Genomic DNA, 17,996 nt, shown 5'->3' with positions numbered 1-17,996 from the left:
TCCGTTTTTCGGCGAGACGATCTTCGTTTTTCCTTGTCCCGCAAGGGAATTATCGCCGTCCGGGTGGATGACGAAACGGTTGTGGTAACCCGTCCACGGCCGCGAAGCTCGGTCGGTGATCGTCAACCGACTGAAGCCCGTCGGCCTGTGCGCCGGGCTCACCGTGCCCGCCCTTCTCCTGCGCTTCACCGGCACGGATCCGGGCGCGCCGACCGGGCTGCTGCTGTTCGGGCTCGCCGTCGTGGCGGCCTCGTTCCTGCTCGCCTGGGCGGCCGAAGCCGCGCAAGTGGACATCTCCGGCGGCCTCGCGATCGCCGTGCTGGCCGTCATCGCGGTCCTTCCCGAGTACGCGGTGGACCTGTACTTCGCCTACACGGCGGGCTCGAATCCCGAGTACATCGCCTACGCCGCGGCGAACATGACCGGCTCCAACCGGCTGCTGCTCGGCCTCGGGTGGTCCACCGTCGTGCTGGTCGCGCTCGCCGTCGCGAAGAAACGCCGCGGCGCCACCGTCCGCGAGCTGATCCTCGACGCGCCGTACCGGATCGAGCTCGGCTTCCTCGCGATCGCCTCGATCGTCGCGTTCGTCATCCCCGGAACCGGGCAGATCTCGCTGGTCCTCGGCTTCGCGTTGCTCGGTTTCTTCGTGTTCTACCTTTGGAAGGTCTCCCGCGCCGAACCGGGTGAACCCGAACTGGTCGGTCCGGCCGCCACCTTGGGCGCGCTGCCCCGGCGGTCCCGCCGGACCCTCGTGGCCGCGCTGTTCGTGTTCGCGGCCGTGGTGATCCTCGCGAGCGCGGAACCGTTCGCGCACAACCTGATCGCCGTCGGGACGGAACTCGGTGTCGACCGGTTCCTGCTCGTGCAGTGGCTCGCGCCGCTGGCGTCGGAGGCGCCGGAGTTCATCGTCGCGATCCTCTTCGCGCTGCGTGGCAAGGGCGACGCGGCGCTCGGCACCCTGCTTTCCAGCAAGGTCAACCAATGGACGTTGCTCGTCGGCAGCCTGCCGATCGCCTACGTCCTCGGCGGGGGAGGCCCGGCACTGCGCCTGGACGGTCGTCAGATCGAGGAATTCCTCCTCACCGCGACCCAGACCTTGCTGGGAGTCGCCGCTCTGCTCGCGTTGCGTTTCCCTCGCTGGGCCGCCTGGACGCTGCTCGGCCTGTTCGCGGTGCAGTTCGTGCTGCCCGATCAGACCGCGCGCTACGTCCTGTGCGGGGTCTACGCGCTCATCGCGCTCGCTGCCCTGATCCGCAACCGCCGCCATCTCCTGCCGACCCTGGCCGCCCCGTTCCGCCGGGCCCCCTATGCCTCCGGGAGTAGTCGCGAGGAGCGGATTTCGGCCTGAGAGCAGAGGTTTCCACGGGTTCGCGCGCTTAGCGTCCAGGTATGACCAAACGAAGGAAAGTACTCGCCGCGGGCCTGGCGATCCTGCTCCTGGCGGACGGCGGGCCACCGGCCTCGGCGACCCCGGCGCCGCGGATCGACTGGCACGACTGCCGGACCGGGCCGGAAGACGAGACGGGACGACGGCTCGCCGCCGCCGGGGCGACCTGCGGTGAGGTCGTCGTGCCGCTGGACCACGCCGACCCGGGTGGCAGAACCCTTTCGGTGGCCGTCGCGCGCCGTCCCGCGAGTGACCCCGCGCGCCGACTGGGCACCCTGGTGGTCAACACCGGCGGACCCGGCCCGTCCCGCGACGGGGTGGCACTGCTGGTCAATGGGCTGCCGCCGGAGGTCCCGTCCGGTGCGGCGGCGCTCGCGGCGCGGTACGACCTCGTCGGGATCGACCCGAGATTCTTCGGGCTCAGTTCTCCACTGGAATGCGGCTGGCCCACCGGGCGATACCTGCAGAGCGCTCAGCTGGCTAGCCCGGACCGGGCCTCCTTCGACCGCAGCGTGCTGGTCGCGCGGGAGCTCGCGCGAAGCTGCGCGGACCGGGGCGATCTTCTCGCACACGCCTCCACCCGCGACATGGCGCGGGATCTGGACCTCGTGCGAGCCGCCCTCGGGGAATCGAAGATCTCCTACCTGGGCTGGTCTTTCGGCAGCCATCTCGGCTCGGTCTACCGCGGGCTCTTTCCCCGGCGCACCGAGCGGATGGTGCTCGACAGCGCCGCCGCGCCCGGGGCCGCCGGTCCCGCGCTCACCAGGGAGACCGCGCCGGCGGACGCCGCGGCCTTGCGCGACTGGGCGCGGTGGGCCGCCCGCCGGGACGCACACCTTCATCTCGGCGCCACCGCGGAAGAGGTACTGGCCACGGTGGACCGGATCGCCCGCGCCGCCGCCCGCGCGTCCTTGCGCGTCGGCGAGCACCGGATCGACGCCGCGATGATTCCCGGCCTGCTTCTCACCGTCGACGACAGCGACGCGTTCTACGCGGAGTTCAGTGCCCAGATCGCCGTGCTGCGTGACGCCGCCCGCGGTCTCGCTGTGACACCGGCACCTACGCAGGAGTGGAAACTGTCCCTGTACACGGATCCGAACGTCGAGCCGTCCTTCGGGTTCAGCGCCACGGTCGCCAACCAGTGCGCGGACCGCGCCGCCTCCCGCGATCCCGAAAGCTACTACCGGGACATCGTGGCGCACCGGGCCGCCGAGCCCCTGTTCGGGCCGCTGGCCCGCCACATCACGCCATGCGCGTTCTGGCCCGTTCCGCCCGCGGAGCCACCCGTCCCGGTCGGGGACGACCGGCCCGCCCTGCTCGTGGGCGCCTCGGGGGATCCGGTCACGCCGTACGCCGGGCAACTGGCGCTGCGCCGCGCTCTGACCGGATCCCGGATGGTCACGCTGGACGGCGCCTTCCGGCACGGGGTCTATCTCTTCGACCCGGCGTCCTGCGTCACCGACATCGTCGAGTCGTATCTGCTCGGCGGAGCCCTGCCCCGGACCGACGTCACCTGTGCCCGTCACCGCTCGCCGGGCCGGACCACTCCCGCTTCGTAGGCGAGGACCACCGCCTGCACCCGATCCCGCACCCGCAGCTTGGCCAGGATGTTGCCCACGTGGGTCTTCACCGTTCCCGGCGCGACCACCAGCCGCTCGGCGATCTCGGCGTTGGACCAGCCGCGGGCCATCGCGGCCAGCACTTCGCGCTCACGTCCGGTCAGCGTCGCCACCGACCTGGCCGCGCCGGGATCGAGCGGGGGCGCCAGCCGGTCCAGCAGCCTGCGGGTGGTGGAGGGGGCGATCACCGAGTCCCCGTCGTGCACCGTCCGGATGCCGGCCAGCAGCTCCTCGGGGGTGGCGTCCTTGAGCAGGAAACCGCTCGCCCCGGCCCGGATCGCGGCCAGCGCGTGCTCGTCGAGGTCGTACGTCGTGAGCATGAGGACCTTGGGCGCGTCAGGCAGGGCGAGCACCCGTCGGGTGGCCTCGATACCGTCGAGCACCGGCATCCGGACGTCCATCAGGACCAGATCGGGATTCAGGCGCCGGGTGTGGTCGACCGCGGCGAGCCCGTCACCCGCCTCACCGACGACGGTCAGATCGACCTGGGACTCGATGACCATCCGGAAGCCTGCCCGGACCAAGGCCTGGTCGTCGACCAGCAGGACACGGACCGGTGGGGCGGTCACGCCGGTCCGTCCCGCAGGACGCCGATCAGCCGCCGGAGATCGCCCAGCGCCTTCCGCGCGCAGTCGCCGATGGTGACGAGGGCGGACCGTCCGGCCTCCGGTGTGGCCGCGTACCGGCCGCCGTCGGCCTGCGCGATCACGACGGCGAGCGAATGGGCGACGATGTCGTGCATCTCGCGCGCGATCCGTTCCCGCTCCGCGAGGACCGCGAGCCTCGCCTGCTGACGGCTGTGGGACAGCCGGACCCGGCGCAACGTCCCGGTCGCCCACGCGGCCATCACGGTGCTGGCCAGGAAGGCGCCGACGAGCAGATGCGCGGCCGTGGACGACGGCAGCATCGGCCAGCTCAGCCCGCCCAGCACCGCGCCGAGGAGTCCTGCCGCCAGCGCGGCGCCACCGGCTCGCCGCGGTCCGTAGGCCGCCGCGGCGTGCACCGCCAACGGTACGGCGAGATCGGCGGGCAAGGCACCGACGCCGTCCCTGATCGTGAGCCACTGGACGCCCGCGACTCCCAGCACCACTGTCGCGCAGACCACGGTATTGCGGCGTCGTAAGGCGAGCGGAAGCGCGAGAAGCAGGGAGAACAGGAAATACGCGGCCTCCGCCCGGACGAAGAGTCCGAAAAGGACACAGCATCCCGCGAGGAGCAGCGCGATCAGGACGTCGACGAGCGACTCGTGTCCGCGCAGCCAGGAGTCGAGCCTTTCACCGAGCACGTCGTCACCTTATGGCCGCGGCGCCGCCGTCACTTCGCCGCGGGGACTGAAACCGCCTACGCCCACCGGGCTAGCCCGAACGGAGCAAGGAAAGGCGGTGGAAATCCCGTATGCCGAAACCCTTCGTCCCGCTAATCTGGCGGAAACGACATATCTGCGGGGGAGCGGACCATGGCCGTGATCTGGATAGTGCTCGGGATACTCCTGCTGGTGATCAGCGTCGCCGTGATCACCGATGTACGCGATCGCGGACGGGGCGGGACGCGCAAGATCATGTTGCCCGGCTGGGCCTCACGGCGCGCCGATTACACGGAGAACGACCTCGTCCACGGTCGCTGGTCGGAAAAGTCGCCACGTGAACAGGACGAAGAACTTCAGCGCCGGTACAAATCGGGCGACGAATAAGGAATCAAGCGGCGGGCCTGGTCCAGCGCCAGGCGGCGTGCAGGGCGGTGATCAGCGCCTCGTCGTCGGCGAAGGTGGGTTCTTCCCCGACCGGTATCCAAGTGCGGTCGACGATTTCCCCCTCGGTCCGCCGGACGACCGAGATCCCGGGGTAGGACAAGGCCGCGCGGCCGCCGTCGTCGGCCACGTGGCGGTGTTCCCAGCGCAGCTGGACAACGCGATCAGCGCTCATCGACCACAACTTTCCGTACTTGCGTACCCGGTAAGTCGTCTGTCGAGGCCTGTGCGTTTCACGTCCGCCTTGTGATCTGTGTCCTTCGCACTGCGGATTCCCATGTCGGATTCGATTCTTTTCGTGAATTCCGTGGAGGGTGACCCCGATCACAAAGGGCTCTCCGATCGTGAGAACATGAGGGCCAGGCTGCCGGATCCCGGAGGGTGAATGCTCCGCAGAATGCGTCGCTGGCTCGAATTGCTCAGTCTCGGCGGGTTGGCGGTGGCCGGCTTCGCCGTCGGAATCGCGGAACAGCTCGGCTTGCTCGACAAAGTCGCGCCGAAAGGCGTCACCACCCTGACCCTGATCATGGTCAGCGGGGTGGTCGTGGTGCTGCTCGTCGAACTGACCCCGTTGCGCGCGCTGGAAGACATCCGGGACCGGCTCGCCGGTCTCGACATCGACACCATCGCCACGAGCCTCCGCCGCTCGCACTACGGCGGCGTGGTCGAAGTGCACAAACGCTTTCCGGACGACGAGTTCGCGGCACACGTCGCGAAGGCCAAACAGGTGACGATCCTGAACACCTGGATCCCCAACCTGCAGCGCTTGGAAAAGGAACTCGAAGCCGCGATCGTCGACCGGCGCGCCGAGGTGCGGATCATGCTGCTGCATCCGAACTCGATGCTGGTGGGACTACGGGAGGCGGCGTTGGGCCGCAGCGGCGGCGCGGGCAACCCCTTCGTGAGCACGGGGATCGCGGAGTGCCTGGAGATACTCTCCCGGCTGCACCGGCGGCTGGCGAAGCGTCAGGCCAACCTGAAGGTGCGGGTCTTCAACTCGCAGGCCTCGGTTTCGGTGTACCGGGCCGACGGGCGCTACCTGGTCAGCATGTTCCTGCACGGCCAGCTGGCGGTCAATTCGCCGCAGTTCCAGATCGAGGGCACGCACGACACCGTGCTCGGCGAACAGATCCAGCGCGAGCTCGACACGTTGTGGGACATCGGCCGCGACGTCGACCTCGCCGACTGGAACCGAAGCATCGACATGATCCGTTTCTGAGCAAGAGGTGTACTGATGCGCGAGCTCGACGAGTTCGAAGACGGTTTGATCGAGCGGTTCCGGAACCATCCGGCGCTGCGGGGCGTCACCGACCTGTCAGGGGAGGAGCTGCAAGCGGTCCTGCTGCAGCGCCGGTTCCTGTCGCTGGCGTTCACCATGGCCTACGACCTGGCGATCGACCTGCTCACCGACGAGCAGTCCAAACGGATCGCCCGCGTCATCGTCCGCGAGGAGTACCCGGACAACACCTCACCCGGCAGCACACCTTCGCACCGCGAGGATCTGATGACGGACATCCTCGCCCTGGGCGTCCCGCGCGAAGTGCTCGTGCGGTCGCGGAAGTCGCTGGCCACGGCGGCCTGCCTCGACACCACCATGGAGCTGATCTCCTCGGCGGGCGATTCGAAGCACGCCGACGTCGAACTGCTGACCATCCTGCGGTTCTGGGGCGAGGTGCTGGTCTCGGTCGAGTACGGCGAACTCTGGCGCCGGATCGGCCCGGTGCTCGGCGACAGATCCGTCTTCTACTACCCGCACCACGTGCACGACGCGAAGTCGCGCCCGCTCGCCGCCGCGTCCCCGCTCTCGCTGACGCATTCCGACCAGCTCGGGCTGCGGCTCGTGCAGCTGATCGACTCCAGCGAGGCGCGTGAGCGGTTCAGGGAGACGGAGGAAGCGGTCGTCGCGGTCAAGACGGCTTTCTACGACCAGTTCCTGCCCGCCTCGTGAGTGGTAAGGACGGCTCCGAAGTACGTGAAGGCCTCCTTCCCTACCTTCAGGGTAGGCAAGGAGGCCTTCACGGACTTCAGTCGAGCAAGGTCACGAGTCACTCGGCAACGAGGCCGGCGAACCGGCCCAGCGTCTCCTCGCGCCCCAGCGCCTGGGTGATCGAGTGCAGGTCCGGGCTCCGGGTCGAGCCCGTGATCGCGATCCGGATGATCTGCGAAGCCTCGCGGATGGAGCCAGGGAAGCCTTCGGGGTTCTTCTTGAACTCCTTGGCGTTCTTCGCGAAGCCGTGCTTCGCGGCCACGTCGCGGATCTGCTGGAACCACTCCTGGCCGTCGTCGAGCTGCTGGTAGTTCTCGACGAAGTCCCGCGCCACGGCCTGGACGACCGCGCGGTCGACGCCGAGCGCGGTGATCCGCTCGTCGTCGGGGCTCGCGACGGCGGCGTGCAGCTGCGGGAAGAAGAAGCCGTAGACGGCGCGGAACTCGCTCCACTTCTTCAGGTCCTTGCGCGGGTTCTCGGCGCCGTCACGTTCGACGGCGAGCGCCCGGAGCGCGAGGTCCGGCTCGGCGTCCAGGACGGTCCGCAGCTCGGGGTCGAACCGCTCCGCCCAGCCCCGGACCTCCTCGAGGATCTCGGCGCCGGTCAGCGTGGCGATGTGGTCGGCCGAGATGTCGTCGAGTTTGACCAGGTCGACCAGCGGGCCGGCGACCCCGCATTCGTCGAGGTTGATCGGCTCGGCCAGCGCCTGGTCGAGCGGCAGCTCGGCGAGACGGCCGTTGGCGAGGCCGCGCAGGTAGTACAGGACGGCCTTGGTCGGGTAGCCGGACTCGATGTAGAAGTCGACGCTCGCTTCCGGGTCCTTGCGCTTCGACAGCTTGCGCTTGCTGCCGCCCTCCTGCTTCATCAGCGGCGCGATGTGCGCGTACGTGATCGGCTCGAAGCCGAGCGCGTCGAACAGCTGCTGGTGCACCGGAACCGACGAGATCCACTCGTCGCCGCGGATGACCAGGTTGACCCGCATGAGGTGATCGTCGACGGCGTGCGCGAAGTGGTAGGTCGGCAGCCGCGGGCTCTGGTCGGAGCTCTTGAGGATGACGACGTCGTTGCGGTTGGCCTCGGCCTCCAGCGGGCCGCGGATGGCGTCGGTGAACCGGGCGCGGGCGCCGGTGTCGTCCGGCGCGCGGAACCGCACGACGTACGGGTCGCCGGCGTCGAGCTTGGCCTGCACGTCGGCGGGGTCGGCGTCGCGCCAGATGGCCCACGAGCCGTAGTAGCCGGTCGGCAGCTTCGTCGCCTGCTGCCGGGCGGTGATCGCGGCGAGCTCGTCCTTCGTCGCGAAGTCGAGGTACGCGCGGCCGGAGCGGAGCAGGTGACGGACGTAGGTCAGGTAGATCTGCTCGCGCTCGGACTGCTGGTACGGGCCGTAGTCACCGCCGCGGTGGATGTCCTCGTCGGCGGCGAGGTCGAAGTAGGCGAAACCGCGCTCGAACTGCTCGATGGCGCCTTCGACCTCGCGGGAGCGGTCGGTGTCCTCGACCCGGACGAGGTAGCGGCCGCCGCTGCGGCGGGCGACGTCCTGGTCGATGGTGGCGACGTAGACCCCGCCGATGTGGACGAACCCGGTCGGCGAAGGGCCGAACCGGGTGACCAGGGCGCCCTCGGGCAGCTCGCGGGCGGGGTAACGCTGTTCCCAGTGCTCGGGCTCGGGCAGGTCGGCGGGGAAGAGGGCGTCGATGACTGCTCGGTCCAGCATGGCGGTTCAGATCTCCCGGCGTCGTGGTGCATGGCGGTTTTCGCCACCGAAGAGCCTAACCGTCCGGCCTCCGGGCCTGGTGAGGGTGGTCCCGAAGCCGGATCGAGACGTGCTTTTCCGTCGGTGCTCCCCGGTAAAATGGGCTTGCCGGACATTCGGGGAGGAAATCGGTGACCACCGATAGCTCGCTTCGTGAAGAACCCCAGCTCACCATCCGACCGAAACCCTCGGCGTTCTTTCTGCGCCGTCGCTTTCTCCGCACTTTCGGGCCCGCGCTGGCCCTGGCCGTGACCGGCCTGATCGCCCTGCTCATGAGCGGGACGATCGTGGTGCCGTTCCAGCAGACGCTCGTCCTGCGCGGCAAGATGGGCTCCAAATCGGATCTCTTCGAGGACGCGAAGATCCAGGAAATCCTGATGCGCCACCACATCCGCGTCCACGTGACCAGGGCGGGCTCGCGGGACGTCGCCACCCACGACCTCAGCCAGTACGACTTCGTGTTCATGTCGGGCGAGCCCGCCGCGAGTCTCGTCCGGCGGTCGAGGGCCGACCAATGGACGGGCAGCGCGCGGCAGCCGTTCACCAGCCCGATCGTCCTCGCCACGTATCGCCGCTACGCGGAAACGCTGGCGAGCAACAAGATCGCCACGAAACCGGAGGGCGAACAGGAACCGCTGTACTACAGGCTGGACACCGAGAAGTTCATCGAGACCCTGCGAAAAGGGCAGACCTGGGACTCGCTCGGCATCAGGCGCTTCGGCGCGGAGAACGGCAACAGGGTGCTCGCCCAGACCTCGAACATCTGCGACTCCAACTCGGGCGCGACGTACCTGATCCTGCTGGCGTTCCTGGAGAACGGCCGCCAGGTCCCGGTCGTCGACCCGCGTCCGGCCGGGGCTCCCGCGGGGCCGCCGAACCTCACGGCCGCGAAGGAATTGGCCAACCGGGTGAAACCGCTCGTGGCGGCTCAAGGCTTCCCGTCGGCGGATCTGTCGGAGTCGTACGCGAATCTGGCCGAGGGGGACAAGCCGATCGTCGTCATCTACGAGCATCAATACCTCGCCATGCAGTTGCGGGCCAAGGCGCAGAGCGGACGGCCGGACCCAGACCGGGTCCTGCTGTACCCGAAGGACGACATCCTGACGAAACCCCAGTTCCTGGCGCTGAAACCGGAAGCGGAACGGCTCGGCGAGCTGATCACCTTCGATCCGGAGCTGCAGCGCCGCGCGATGGAGCTCGGTTTCGGCGTCGCGACCCCCGCGGGCAGCACGAAAAGCACGCGGCTGTACGAGTTCCTCCGCGAACAGGGGCTGCCGGCGCCGGAGATCGCCACCGACGACAGCACCACGCCGTTGCCGGACAACCCGGTGCTGGAAGAGATGATCAAGACGGTCGGGGACTGCCCGTGAAGCGGCTCGTCGCGATCCTGTGCTGCCTGCTCCTGGTGGTCGCCGCCTGTACGAGCGGTGGGCAGAAGGTGAAGCTGCGCGTGCTGGCCAGTTCGGAGCTGGCCGATCTCGGGCCGATTCTCGACGACCTTCGCGCGGAAACGGGAATCGAACTGGAAATGGATTTCCGGGGAACGATCGACGCCGCGGCCGCCCTCACTCCGGGAAAGGCCGCGCACGATCTCGCCTGGCTTTCCACCGACCGGTATTTCCAGCTCAAACACCGGCAGTCGGGGGACAAGGGGGAACGGCCGCTCGCGACCAAGACCATGGTGTCGCCGGTCATCGTCGGGATCACCCCGGCGAAGGCGGCGGAACTGCGCCGAGGCAAACCGGACGGCAAGCTCTCATGGGCGGATCTGGCGGACGCGGCGGCCGGCGGCGGCTTCCGGTTCGCGATGGCGGATCCGGCCAAATCGACCAGCGGGCTCACTTCACTCGTCGGGGTGGCGACGGCAGCCGCGGGCACCGGCGCTGCGCTGCGCCTCCAGGACGTGAAATGCGACAAACTCCAGGGCTTCCGCACCGGGCACACGCTGACGGCGGACACTTCGGCCGCCGTGGCCGATCGGTTCGCCGAGCGCCAGGACGTGGACGCGATCATCGGGTACGAGTCCACCTTGCTCTCCCTGAACGCGAGCGGCAGGCTCAAAACCCCGTTGGAGCTGGTGTATCCGCGCGACGGCATCGTCCAGTCCGACTACCCGGTCCTGCTGCTCGACCCGGCCAAACGGGAGGCGTACGACAAGGTCGTCTCCTGGCTCAGAAGCCCGGCGACGCAGAAGAAACTGATGGAGCGGACCCTTCGCCGTCCGATCACCGGCGAGGTGGGGCTCGATCCGAGGCTGCCGGCCTCGATCGGGAACTCGCTGTACTTCCCGGACGAACAGGCCGTCGTGGACAAACTCCTCGACGACTACGCGGCGTCCGCTTCCCGCGCGCCGGGGCGCGTGATCTTCGTGCTGGACTTCTCCGGTTCGATGAAGGGGCCGCGGATCGCCGCGCTCCGCGCGACCTTCGCCGGGCTGAGCGGCGGTCCGGACGGCGGGTTCGACCGCTTCCACCGCGGCGAGCGGCTGACGGTCCTCCGGTTCGGCGGGAAGATACTGGGGGACAAGGAGTTCACCATCGACGGACCCGGTGATCTCGACGCGCTGCGGGCCTTCATCGCGGCCGACGAGTTCGACGGCAACACCGCGGTCTGGTCCGCGCTCGGCGAGGCGTACGCGAAGGCGGGTATCCATCGTGGTGCCGAGCCCGGCGGAGACGTCTCGATCGTGCTGATGACCGACGGGGAGAGCAACACCGGCCCCGGTCTCGAAGAATTCCTGCGCGCGCCAAGGGATCCGGGCGTGCACACGTACACCATCCGGTTCGGCGAGGCGAATCCCGCCGAGTTGGAGCGCGCGGCCGTGGCCACCGGTGGCCGGATGGTCGACGCGAACACGACATCGCTGCTCGACGCCTTCAAGGAGATCCGTGGCTGCCGATAATCTGTGGTGGGACGTCTGGGGGCTGTGGCTCGCGGTCTGGGTGCTGACCGTGGTCGCCTTCCTCGTCGCGATCGTCGTTTTCGTGAAGCACTGGCGCCGTGCGCGGTCCGACGGCGATCAGGGCATGATCCGGGGTATCGGCTTCTACCTGCACACGAAATCCGTGATGGGCCTCTACCAGTTGCATCGCTACAACGAGGCGCTGGAACAGGAGGTCGAGAAACGGAAAAGCCGAGGCTGGCGGTTCTGGGGTTCGGGCGGATTCGGCCCGCTGAAAGGGGAATCGGAGCGCACCGACACCGACGAGGAGTTCCGGCGGTACATCCGCAAGGCCGAACCGATCACGGTGATCGGCATCGTGACGAAGGTGCTGGAGAAGCACCACGACATCATCTACGTCGATTTGACGAAGCAGGAACTGGCCCACAACCGGGCACTGGTGAAGGAACTCGGCTGGGCCGACGGCCCCGAGAGCACCCGGCAGGTCAAAACCAGGTTGCGCGGCGTCGAGGCGTTCATCTCCGTGAAGGGCCTGTTCCGTAAACGCTCCCAGACCGACACCGAGACGGTTTTCGTGGCACCGTACGGGAATCCGGACGATCCGGAGCGGAGCAGGCGGATCCGGTTCACCTGCGTGACCAGCGATCTGCGGGACTCCGCGCCCGCCGGCGCGTTCCGGGCGCGTTGTCTCGGCAAGGTCGAGGACTGGGACCCCGAGACCGGGGAACTCGTCGTCCATCCCATCGCGATCTTCAAATAGCCGGCTGCTCCACTCGCGTCGCCCGGTTGACACGAGTGGAGCAGTCGAAAGCCACACGTCGTCCGTGGCGCTTCGCACTGTCGATGCCGGGGCCCGAACCTGCACGATTTCGGTATCCAACACCGCAGGTTCGAGGGAGATCTTCCATGAAGACCACTGTTGCCGACGATATCCGCAGCTTCTTCGCCGACTCCGCCATCGATGTCACCGTGGCCGGGCAGGCCGAGGTCGAACTCGTGATCGACCGCTTCGACAACTGGAAGAACGCGTCAAGCGGAGGCGCCTTCGGTTGCTTCACCGGTGCCTGCTGCCTCATGGCCTGAGTGATCGGCGCAGAAGCAACCGACGCCCTTCGCGATCCAGTCCCGGCCCGCCCACTCGGGGTGGCGTTCGATCATCAGCGCTTCGACCTCCGCTGCGATGGTCTCTTCGGGGAGTGCCGAATCACGCCGCTTCCAGGTCTCGTCGCGCAGCAGTTCGAGGTACTCGCGGACGTCGGTGAGGATCCGGCGTCCGGAGACGTCGCCGTGGCCAGGGACGACGAGGTCCGGTCCGGCGGCGGCCAGCCGTTCCAGCACTTCGATCCAGCGCCGTCCCGAGACATCGGTGTCGTACGGCGGGAACCACGGGAAGATCGAGAACTGACCGGTCTCGACCAGGTCCCCGGTGAACAGCACGCCCGCGTCGGGCACGGTCACCACCTGATCGCCCTTGCTGTGGGCGCGTCCGGTGGCCGCCAGGCGCACGACCCGCCCGCCGAGGTCGAGGTCGTACTCGTCGTCGTAGACCACGTCCGGGGTGACGAGGTCGACGCCGTCCAGCGCCCGCGCGACCGGGGTGCCGAGGCCGCGGAACATCTCGAGGTAGCCAGGTCCTTTGTGGACCAGATCCGCGGCTTGGGCGCTGTTGACGAGATAGGTCGCCTCGTCCGCGAAGACCTGTGCGCCGAAAGCGTGTTCGGGATGGAAATGCGTCGTGGTCAGGTACAGCCTGCGGCCGCGGGCGTGTTCGGCCACGAAGGCGAGCACCTTCTCGGCGTTGCGAGGACCGAGTCCCGTGTCGACGACGAGCACCGAATGCGAGCCGCCGATGACGCCGATGTTGGGGACGAGGTCGACGCCGAGATTCGGGATCACCACGACGTCGCGGGCGATCTCCCCGGCCTGGGCGGGCTCGACGGCGGGTTCGTGGGTGAGTGGTTCGAAGGGCATGCCCCCACTGTCGTGCCGGCTTTCGGGCGCCGTCCAAGACCGATCTCCACGCGCCGATACCTGATGGGTATCATCGCCGGTGATGGAGCTTCGTCTGCTGCGTTATTTCGTGGCCGTCGCCGAGGAACGGCACTTCGGCCGGGCCGCCGCGCGGCTGCACATGACCCAGCCGCCGCTGAGCCGGGCCATCCGGCAGCTGGAGAACGACCTGGGGGTCGTCCTGCTGCTCCGGTCGGCCGCGGGCGTCGAGCCCACGGCCGCCGGAACCACCCTGTACGCCGAGGCCCGCACCCTGCTGGACCAGGTCGAAAGCGCCCGCGCGCGGGTGATCGAGACGGCGGGCCCCGCGACGCTCACCGTCGGCACCCTGGCCGACGGCGCGGGGGAGGCGGGCATCCGCCTGGCCGCGGCGTTCCGGCGTCGGCATCCCGAAGTCTCGATCCGCTTCCGGGAGGCGGATTTCACCGATCCCACCACCGGCCTCCGCGCCGGGCTGGCCGACGTCGCGCTGACCCGCTCGCCGTTCGACGAAACCGGTCTCACCGTGCGGGTCCTGCGTTCGGATCCGGTCGGGCTGGTGCTGCGCACCGGCGACCCGCTCGCCGATCGCGCGACACTGCGGCTGGCCGATGTCGCCGGTCGGCCGTGGTTCCAGCTGCCGGAGGGCACGGATCCACGGTGGCGCGAGTACTGGAACGGGGCGACGCCCGTGGGCGAGCGGCCGTCCGGACCGGTGGTCCGCACGGTCGGCGAATGCCTGCAAGCCGTCCTGTGGAACGGATCGGCGGGTATCGCGCCGCTCGGGCACGCCCTGCCGGACGGCCTCACCTGGGTGCCGCTGGCCGACATGCCACCGAGCCCGCTGGTCGTCGCGTGGGTGACCGAACGGGAGAACCCGCTGATCCGCTCGTTCGCGCGGATCGCGGCCGACGGGGTGTGAAAGTGACGGCGAGGGGGCATTTCCCCGGCATGCCGGACTCATCTTCAGAACCCGACGAGGCGACCATCGACGCCGTCGGAAAACTGGTCTTCGCCCTCGAAACGGTCGAACAGGCGCGTGGCCACCTGTACGCCTTCCACCACCTCACCGGAACCGCCGACTTCGCGCTCGGCGAGGCCGTCGAAGCCCTCCGGAAGGCCGGGCACGCCGAGTGGGCGGAGCGGATCCAGACCGAGCTGGTCGGGCTCAACGTGCTGCCCGAGCGGTGGACGTTCCAGCTGATCGAGGAGTACGACGAGGGTTACTACGCGGCCTATCGCGACATGACGCGCGACGTGACCGGTGACCTGACCGGCGGGCGGCGGCACCTGCACGAAGAACGGATCAAGCGCCGGCGGCGGACCGAGGGACGGCCGGGACACGAGATGGGGCGGCCTTCGAGCGGCTGACTCCGCTCACAGCTTCTCCAGTGCCTCGGGCTTGTGGACCGCTTCGCCGCCGCTCTTGTCGCTGCGGACGAGGTACTGCGGTTCCTCCTCGGACGCGCGAACGGTGCGGCCGCCCGCTTCGGTGTCGGAAGTGATCTCCTTCAGGACTTCGCCTTCGGCCTGCCCGCCGTGGCTGTTCCAGCGGACCTTGTCGCCTTTGCGGAATCGCTTGCTCATCGCACTCCTTCTCGTCGTGGACGGTCCGACGCCGGCCAGACGTAGGGCAGGTCGTCGGGGACGTCCGGGAAACTCGCCCGGTAGTGCCCCGGCTCCTTGCGGACGAGCGCGGACTGATGGCTGCGGTGGAAATCCGCGTCGCCGAGCCAGGGCGGCAGCTCCTTCGCGTCGGCGAGCCGGTCCTGGGTGCGGACCTCGTCGAGTCCGGTGGCGCGGAGCAGGTCGAGCCGCAGTGTTTGGCGGCAGGTGTCCTGGCGGCCGGTCTCGCACCAGATGTCGCAGATGTCGAAGCCGTACCGGACGAGCGCCTCCTCGTAGCCGGCCCACATCGCCGCGGCCGGATGATGCCGCCAGCCGTATCCCGGCACCGTCAGCGCGCGCAGCACCTGGATGGTTTCCACCCGCTGTTTACCGAGCCTCCGCTGGTCGAGGACGGAGGCGGAGGCCCGGAAATCAGCGCACGGGAGAAACGTCTGCACACCGGCGGCTTCCCCCGTCGGCGCGGATCCAAACCGCTCAGAAGATCGACCAGCCGGTCAGGGTGGTGAACCGGTCGAGCGCCGCGACACCCGCGACGGAGTTGCCGCGCGGGTCCAGGCCGGGGCTCCAGACGCAGATCGCGCACCGGCCGGGGACGATCGCGACGATGCCGCCGCCGACCCCGCTCTTGCCAGGAAGCCCGACACGGTAGGCGAATTCGCCCGCCGCGTCGTAGGTGCCGCAGGTCAGCATCACCGCGTTGACCCGCTTGGCGGCGCTCTGTTCGAGCAGGCGGCTGCCGTCGTTGCGCACGCCGTGGCGGGCGAGGAACACCGCCGCCCGTGCGACGTCGCCACAGCTCATCGCGATCGAGCATTGGCGCATGTACTGGTCGAGGACGGCGGGCACCGGATGACGCATGTTCCGGTACGACGCCATGAAATACGCGAGGGCGCGGTTGCGGTCGGCGTGCGCGGCCTCCGACGCGGCGACCTCGGCGTCGATCCGGATGCCGCCGCGCCCGCTTTCCTCCCGGAGGAACCGGAGCAGGGTTTCCGCCGCGTCGCCGTGATGCGCCAATTCGTCGGTCACCACGAGGGCACCGGCGTTGATGAACGGATTGCGGGGGATTCCGTCCTCGTTCTCGAGCTGGACCAGCGAGTTGAACGGGTTTCCGGACGGCTCGCGGCCCACCCTTTCCCACACCCCGTCGCCATGGGAGAGCGCGAGCGCCAAGGTGAAGACCTTGGACATGCTCTGGATGGAGAACGGCACCTCCCAGTCGCCGACGCCGTGCAGCCCACCGTCCACTTCGGCCACCGCCATGCCGAACCGGCCGGGTTCGACCCTGGCCAGGGCGGGGATGTAGTCCGCGACGGAGCCGCGGCCGATCTCCGGCGCGACGTCGTCGGCGATCCGGTCCAGCAGCGCTGCGAGGTCCACGGCCGTAGCGTAGAAGCGCCCCTTCGCGCGCGACGATCGGGGTTCGCGGGTGAATTTGTCAAATCGAAAAAGGAAATTCCCGTTAAACCGGCAGAGTGACGTCCCGCACACCTTAAGTCTTCCTTAGCAATGTTGGTGACGTGCCGCACACGCTCTAGCGTCTGGCAACCATGGATTCCTCGCTGCTCACCGAAAAAGGTGAAAGCTATTCAAAAGCACTGGGCAACCGCCAAGTGCAGATGATCGCCATCGGCGGCGCGATCGGCGTCGGGCTGTTCCTCGGTGCCGGTGGCAAGCTCCACCAGGTCGGGCCGTCGCTGGTCCTGTCGTACGCGCTCTGCGGTATCGCCGCGTACTTCGTGATGCGCGCCCTCGGTGAGCTCGTGCTCCACGAGCCGTCTTCCGGCAGCTTCGTCACCTACGCCCGCAAGTTCATCGGGCCGTGGGCGGGTTTCGCCTCCGGCTGGATGTACTGGGTGAACTGGGCGATGACCGGCATCGCGGAGATCACCGCGGTGGCGATCTACGTGCACAAATGGCTGCCCGACGTGCCGCAGTGGATCACCGCGCTGGTCGCGCTCGGCGTCCTGCTGGCGGTGAACCTGCTTTCGGTGAAACTGTTCGGCGAGCTGGAATTCTGGTTCTCGGTGGTCAAGGTGCTGGCCATCGTCGTCTTCCTGGTCACCGCCCTCGGGCTGGTGCTCACCAGCGCCGACATCGGCGGCACCACCGCGGGCGTGCACAACCTGACCGCCCACAGTGGATTCTTCCCGGCCGGTGTCGGCATCGCGCTGATGACCCTGCAGGCGGTCATCTTCGCCTACTCCGCGATCGAGGTCGTCGGCATCGCGGCCGGCGAGACGAAGGACGCCCGCAAGGTGCTGCCGAAGGCGATCAACGGTGTCGTCTGGCGGATCGGCGTGTTCTACGTGGGATCCGTGCTGCTGCTGGCGATGCTCCTGCCGTGGCCGTTCTACAACGGTGGTGAGAGCCCGTTCGTCACCGTGTTCAGCCGCCTCGGGATCCCGGGGATCGGCGACGTGATGAACGCCGTCGTGCTCACCGCCGCGCTGTCGAGCTGCAACTCCGGGCTCTACTCGACCGGCCGCATCCTGCGCGCGCTCGCGGACAAGGGTGAGGCGCCGAAGTTCGTCGGCCGGATGAGCAGCCGTCACGTGCCCTACGGCGGCATCCTGTTCACATCCGGCGCTTATGTGCTGGGCGTGGTGCTCAACTACCTGGTGCCGAAGGACGCCTTCGACATCGCGATCGCCATCGCGTCGCTCGGCGTGATCACCACCTGGGCGACGCTGATCTTCTGCCAGCTGCGGCTGCGCCAGGCGGCGCTGCGCGGCGAGCTGGAACGGCCGTCCTACCGGATGCCGTGGGCGCCCTACAGCGGCTGGGCGACGCTCGGCTTCCTCGCGCTGGTGGTGGTCTTGATGGGCTTCTCCGACGGCGCCGAGAAGACCGCCTTCTACTCGATCCCGGTGCTGGTCGTGGTGCTGGCGGTCGGCTGGCGGATCGTCGGGAAACGGCAACGGCAAGAGGTGCGCTGACCGTCGTCGCCCTCGCAGTACATGAAGGCCCCCTTCCTTGCGCT

Annotated in this window: 20 protein-coding genes; 12 read left to right on the top strand and 8 right to left on the bottom strand. The window is 68.7% G+C overall.

The annotated features are described in order from the left end of the window. The first annotated feature begins 115 nt into the window (after positions 1 to 115). Both DMC64_RS21385 and DMC64_RS21380 read left to right on the top strand, forming a co-directional pair. Positions 116 to 1,348 (top strand): sodium:proton exchanger, encoded by a 1,233-nt coding sequence (locus DMC64_RS21385; RefSeq protein ID WP_125734967.1) that lies wholly within the window; start codon positions 116 to 118, stop codon positions 1,346 to 1,348. Positions 1,349 to 1,389: 41 nt separating this feature from the next. Further along, positions 1,390 to 2,946 carry an alpha/beta fold hydrolase gene (locus DMC64_RS21380; protein ID WP_125734966.1) on the top strand — a complete coding sequence of 519 codons (1,557 nt, stop codon included), beginning with the start codon at positions 1,390 to 1,392 and terminating at the stop codon, positions 2,944 to 2,946. On the opposite strand, the gene DMC64_RS21375 is transcribed toward DMC64_RS21380, so the two are convergent. Both DMC64_RS21375 and DMC64_RS21370 read right to left on the bottom strand, forming a co-directional pair. Next, the gene (locus tag DMC64_RS21375) at positions 2,910 to 3,575 is read right to left on the bottom strand and encodes a response regulator transcription factor (protein WP_125734965.1); all 666 of its coding nucleotides are present in this window, start codon (positions 3,573 to 3,575) and stop codon (positions 2,910 to 2,912) included. The genes DMC64_RS21380 and DMC64_RS21375 overlap by 37 nt on opposite strands. Further along, a complete protein-coding gene (locus DMC64_RS21370; protein WP_125734964.1) occupies positions 3,572 to 4,291 on the bottom strand; it encodes a sensor histidine kinase in 720 nt (239 codons plus the stop codon). The genes DMC64_RS21375 and DMC64_RS21370 overlap by 4 nt, the downstream gene beginning before the upstream one ends. 171 nt (positions 4,292 to 4,462) lie before the next feature. Between DMC64_RS21370 and DMC64_RS21365 the strand changes: the two genes are divergently transcribed. Continuing rightward, positions 4,463 to 4,696, top strand: a complete 234-nt coding sequence (locus DMC64_RS21365; protein ID WP_037345389.1) for a hypothetical protein — start codon at positions 4,463 to 4,465, stop codon at positions 4,694 to 4,696. 4 nt (positions 4,697 to 4,700) lie between these two features. Here the strand turns inward: DMC64_RS21365 and DMC64_RS21360 are convergent, their stop codons facing one another. After that, positions 4,701 to 4,928: a hypothetical protein gene (locus DMC64_RS21360; RefSeq protein WP_052121038.1), complete on the bottom strand. Its 228-nt coding sequence runs from the start codon at positions 4,926 to 4,928 to the stop codon at positions 4,701 to 4,703. 222 nt (positions 4,929 to 5,150) lie between these two features. Between DMC64_RS21360 and DMC64_RS21355 the strand changes: the two genes are divergently transcribed. Next, positions 5,151 to 5,972 (top strand): hypothetical protein, encoded by an 822-nt coding sequence (locus tag DMC64_RS21355; protein ID WP_037345391.1) that lies wholly within the window; start codon positions 5,151 to 5,153, stop codon positions 5,970 to 5,972. A 15-nt stretch (positions 5,973 to 5,987) separates the two neighbouring features. After that, complete coding sequence (locus DMC64_RS21350) at positions 5,988 to 6,701, top strand: hypothetical protein (RefSeq protein WP_125734963.1); 714 nt, start codon at positions 5,988 to 5,990, stop codon at positions 6,699 to 6,701. A 97-nt stretch (positions 6,702 to 6,798) separates the two neighbouring features. Here DMC64_RS21350 and DMC64_RS21345 read toward each other — a convergent pair whose 3' ends face one another. Next, positions 6,799 to 8,454: a glutamate--tRNA ligase gene (locus DMC64_RS21345; RefSeq protein WP_125734962.1), complete on the bottom strand. Its 1,656-nt coding sequence runs from the start codon at positions 8,452 to 8,454 to the stop codon at positions 6,799 to 6,801. Between the two features lie 170 nt (positions 8,455 to 8,624). Here DMC64_RS21345 and DMC64_RS21340 point away from each other — a divergent pair, with 170 nt between their 5' ends. The 4 genes from DMC64_RS21340 to DMC64_RS42985 all read left to right on the top strand — a co-directional run bounded on the left by DMC64_RS21340 (position 8,625) and on the right by DMC64_RS42985 (position 12,478). Beyond that, complete coding sequence (locus DMC64_RS21340) at positions 8,625 to 9,863, top strand: hypothetical protein (RefSeq protein WP_125734961.1); 1,239 nt, start codon at positions 8,625 to 8,627, stop codon at positions 9,861 to 9,863. Then, positions 9,860 to 11,395, top strand: a complete 1,536-nt coding sequence (locus DMC64_RS21335; protein ID WP_125734960.1) for a substrate-binding domain-containing protein — start codon at positions 9,860 to 9,862, stop codon at positions 11,393 to 11,395. Before DMC64_RS21340 ends, DMC64_RS21335 begins: the two co-directional genes overlap by 4 nt. Continuing rightward, the gene (locus tag DMC64_RS21330; RefSeq protein WP_125734959.1) at positions 11,382 to 12,155 is read left to right on the top strand and encodes a hypothetical protein; all 774 of its coding nucleotides are present in this window, start codon (positions 11,382 to 11,384) and stop codon (positions 12,153 to 12,155) included. The genes DMC64_RS21335 and DMC64_RS21330 overlap by 14 nt, the downstream gene beginning before the upstream one ends. Positions 12,156 to 12,301: 146 nt before the next feature. Next, the gene (locus DMC64_RS42985) at positions 12,302 to 12,478 is read left to right on the top strand and encodes a hypothetical protein (RefSeq protein ID WP_199755049.1); all 177 of its coding nucleotides are present in this window, start codon (positions 12,302 to 12,304) and stop codon (positions 12,476 to 12,478) included. On the opposite strand, the gene DMC64_RS21325 is transcribed toward DMC64_RS42985, so the two are convergent. After that, positions 12,425 to 13,366 (bottom strand): MBL fold metallo-hydrolase, encoded by a 942-nt coding sequence (locus DMC64_RS21325; RefSeq protein WP_125734958.1) that lies wholly within the window; start codon positions 13,364 to 13,366, stop codon positions 12,425 to 12,427. The genes DMC64_RS42985 and DMC64_RS21325 overlap by 54 nt on opposite strands. 82 nt (positions 13,367 to 13,448) lie before the next feature. On the opposite strand from DMC64_RS21325, the gene DMC64_RS21320 reads away from it, so the two are divergent. Both DMC64_RS21320 and DMC64_RS21315 read left to right on the top strand, forming a co-directional pair. Further along, positions 13,449 to 14,306, top strand: coding sequence for a LysR substrate-binding domain-containing protein (locus DMC64_RS21320; protein ID WP_125734957.1), 858 nt, complete (start codon positions 13,449 to 13,451; stop codon positions 14,304 to 14,306). Between the two features lie 29 nt (positions 14,307 to 14,335). After that, positions 14,336 to 14,755, top strand: a complete 420-nt coding sequence (locus tag DMC64_RS21315; protein ID WP_125735115.1) for a hypothetical protein — start codon at positions 14,336 to 14,338, stop codon at positions 14,753 to 14,755. A 6-nt stretch (positions 14,756 to 14,761) separates the two neighbouring features. Here DMC64_RS21315 and DMC64_RS21310 read toward each other — a convergent pair whose 3' ends face one another. Genes DMC64_RS21310 through DMC64_RS21300 form a run of 3 tightly spaced genes read right to left on the bottom strand, consistent with a single transcriptional unit; the run spans position 14,762 to position 16,393 of the window. After that, entirely contained in the window at positions 14,762 to 14,971 is a 210-nt protein-coding gene (locus tag DMC64_RS21310) for a DUF2945 domain-containing protein (protein WP_125734956.1), read from the bottom strand. Further along, complete coding sequence (locus DMC64_RS21305; protein ID WP_125734955.1) at positions 14,968 to 15,450, bottom strand: MSMEG_6728 family protein; 483 nt, start codon at positions 15,448 to 15,450, stop codon at positions 14,968 to 14,970. Before DMC64_RS21305 ends, DMC64_RS21310 begins: the two co-directional genes overlap by 4 nt. A 37-nt stretch (positions 15,451 to 15,487) precedes the next feature. Continuing rightward, positions 15,488 to 16,393, bottom strand: coding sequence for a glutaminase (locus DMC64_RS21300; protein ID WP_125734954.1), 906 nt, complete (start codon positions 16,391 to 16,393; stop codon positions 15,488 to 15,490). A 170-nt stretch (positions 16,394 to 16,563) separates the two neighbouring features. Here DMC64_RS21300 and DMC64_RS21295 point away from each other — a divergent pair, with 170 nt between their 5' ends. Then, the gene (locus DMC64_RS21295; protein ID WP_125734953.1) at positions 16,564 to 17,952 is read left to right on the top strand and encodes an amino acid permease; all 1,389 of its coding nucleotides are present in this window, start codon (positions 16,564 to 16,566) and stop codon (positions 17,950 to 17,952) included. Positions 17,953 to 17,996 lie beyond the last annotated feature (44 nt).

This window comes from Amycolatopsis sp. WAC 04197 (assembly GCF_003947475.1).
Classification (GTDB): domain Bacteria; phylum Actinomycetota; class Actinomycetes; order Mycobacteriales; family Pseudonocardiaceae; genus Amycolatopsis; species Amycolatopsis japonica.
The sequence above is the reverse complement of the archived record's forward strand: the minus strand, read 5'-3'. Positions and strand labels throughout refer to the sequence as shown.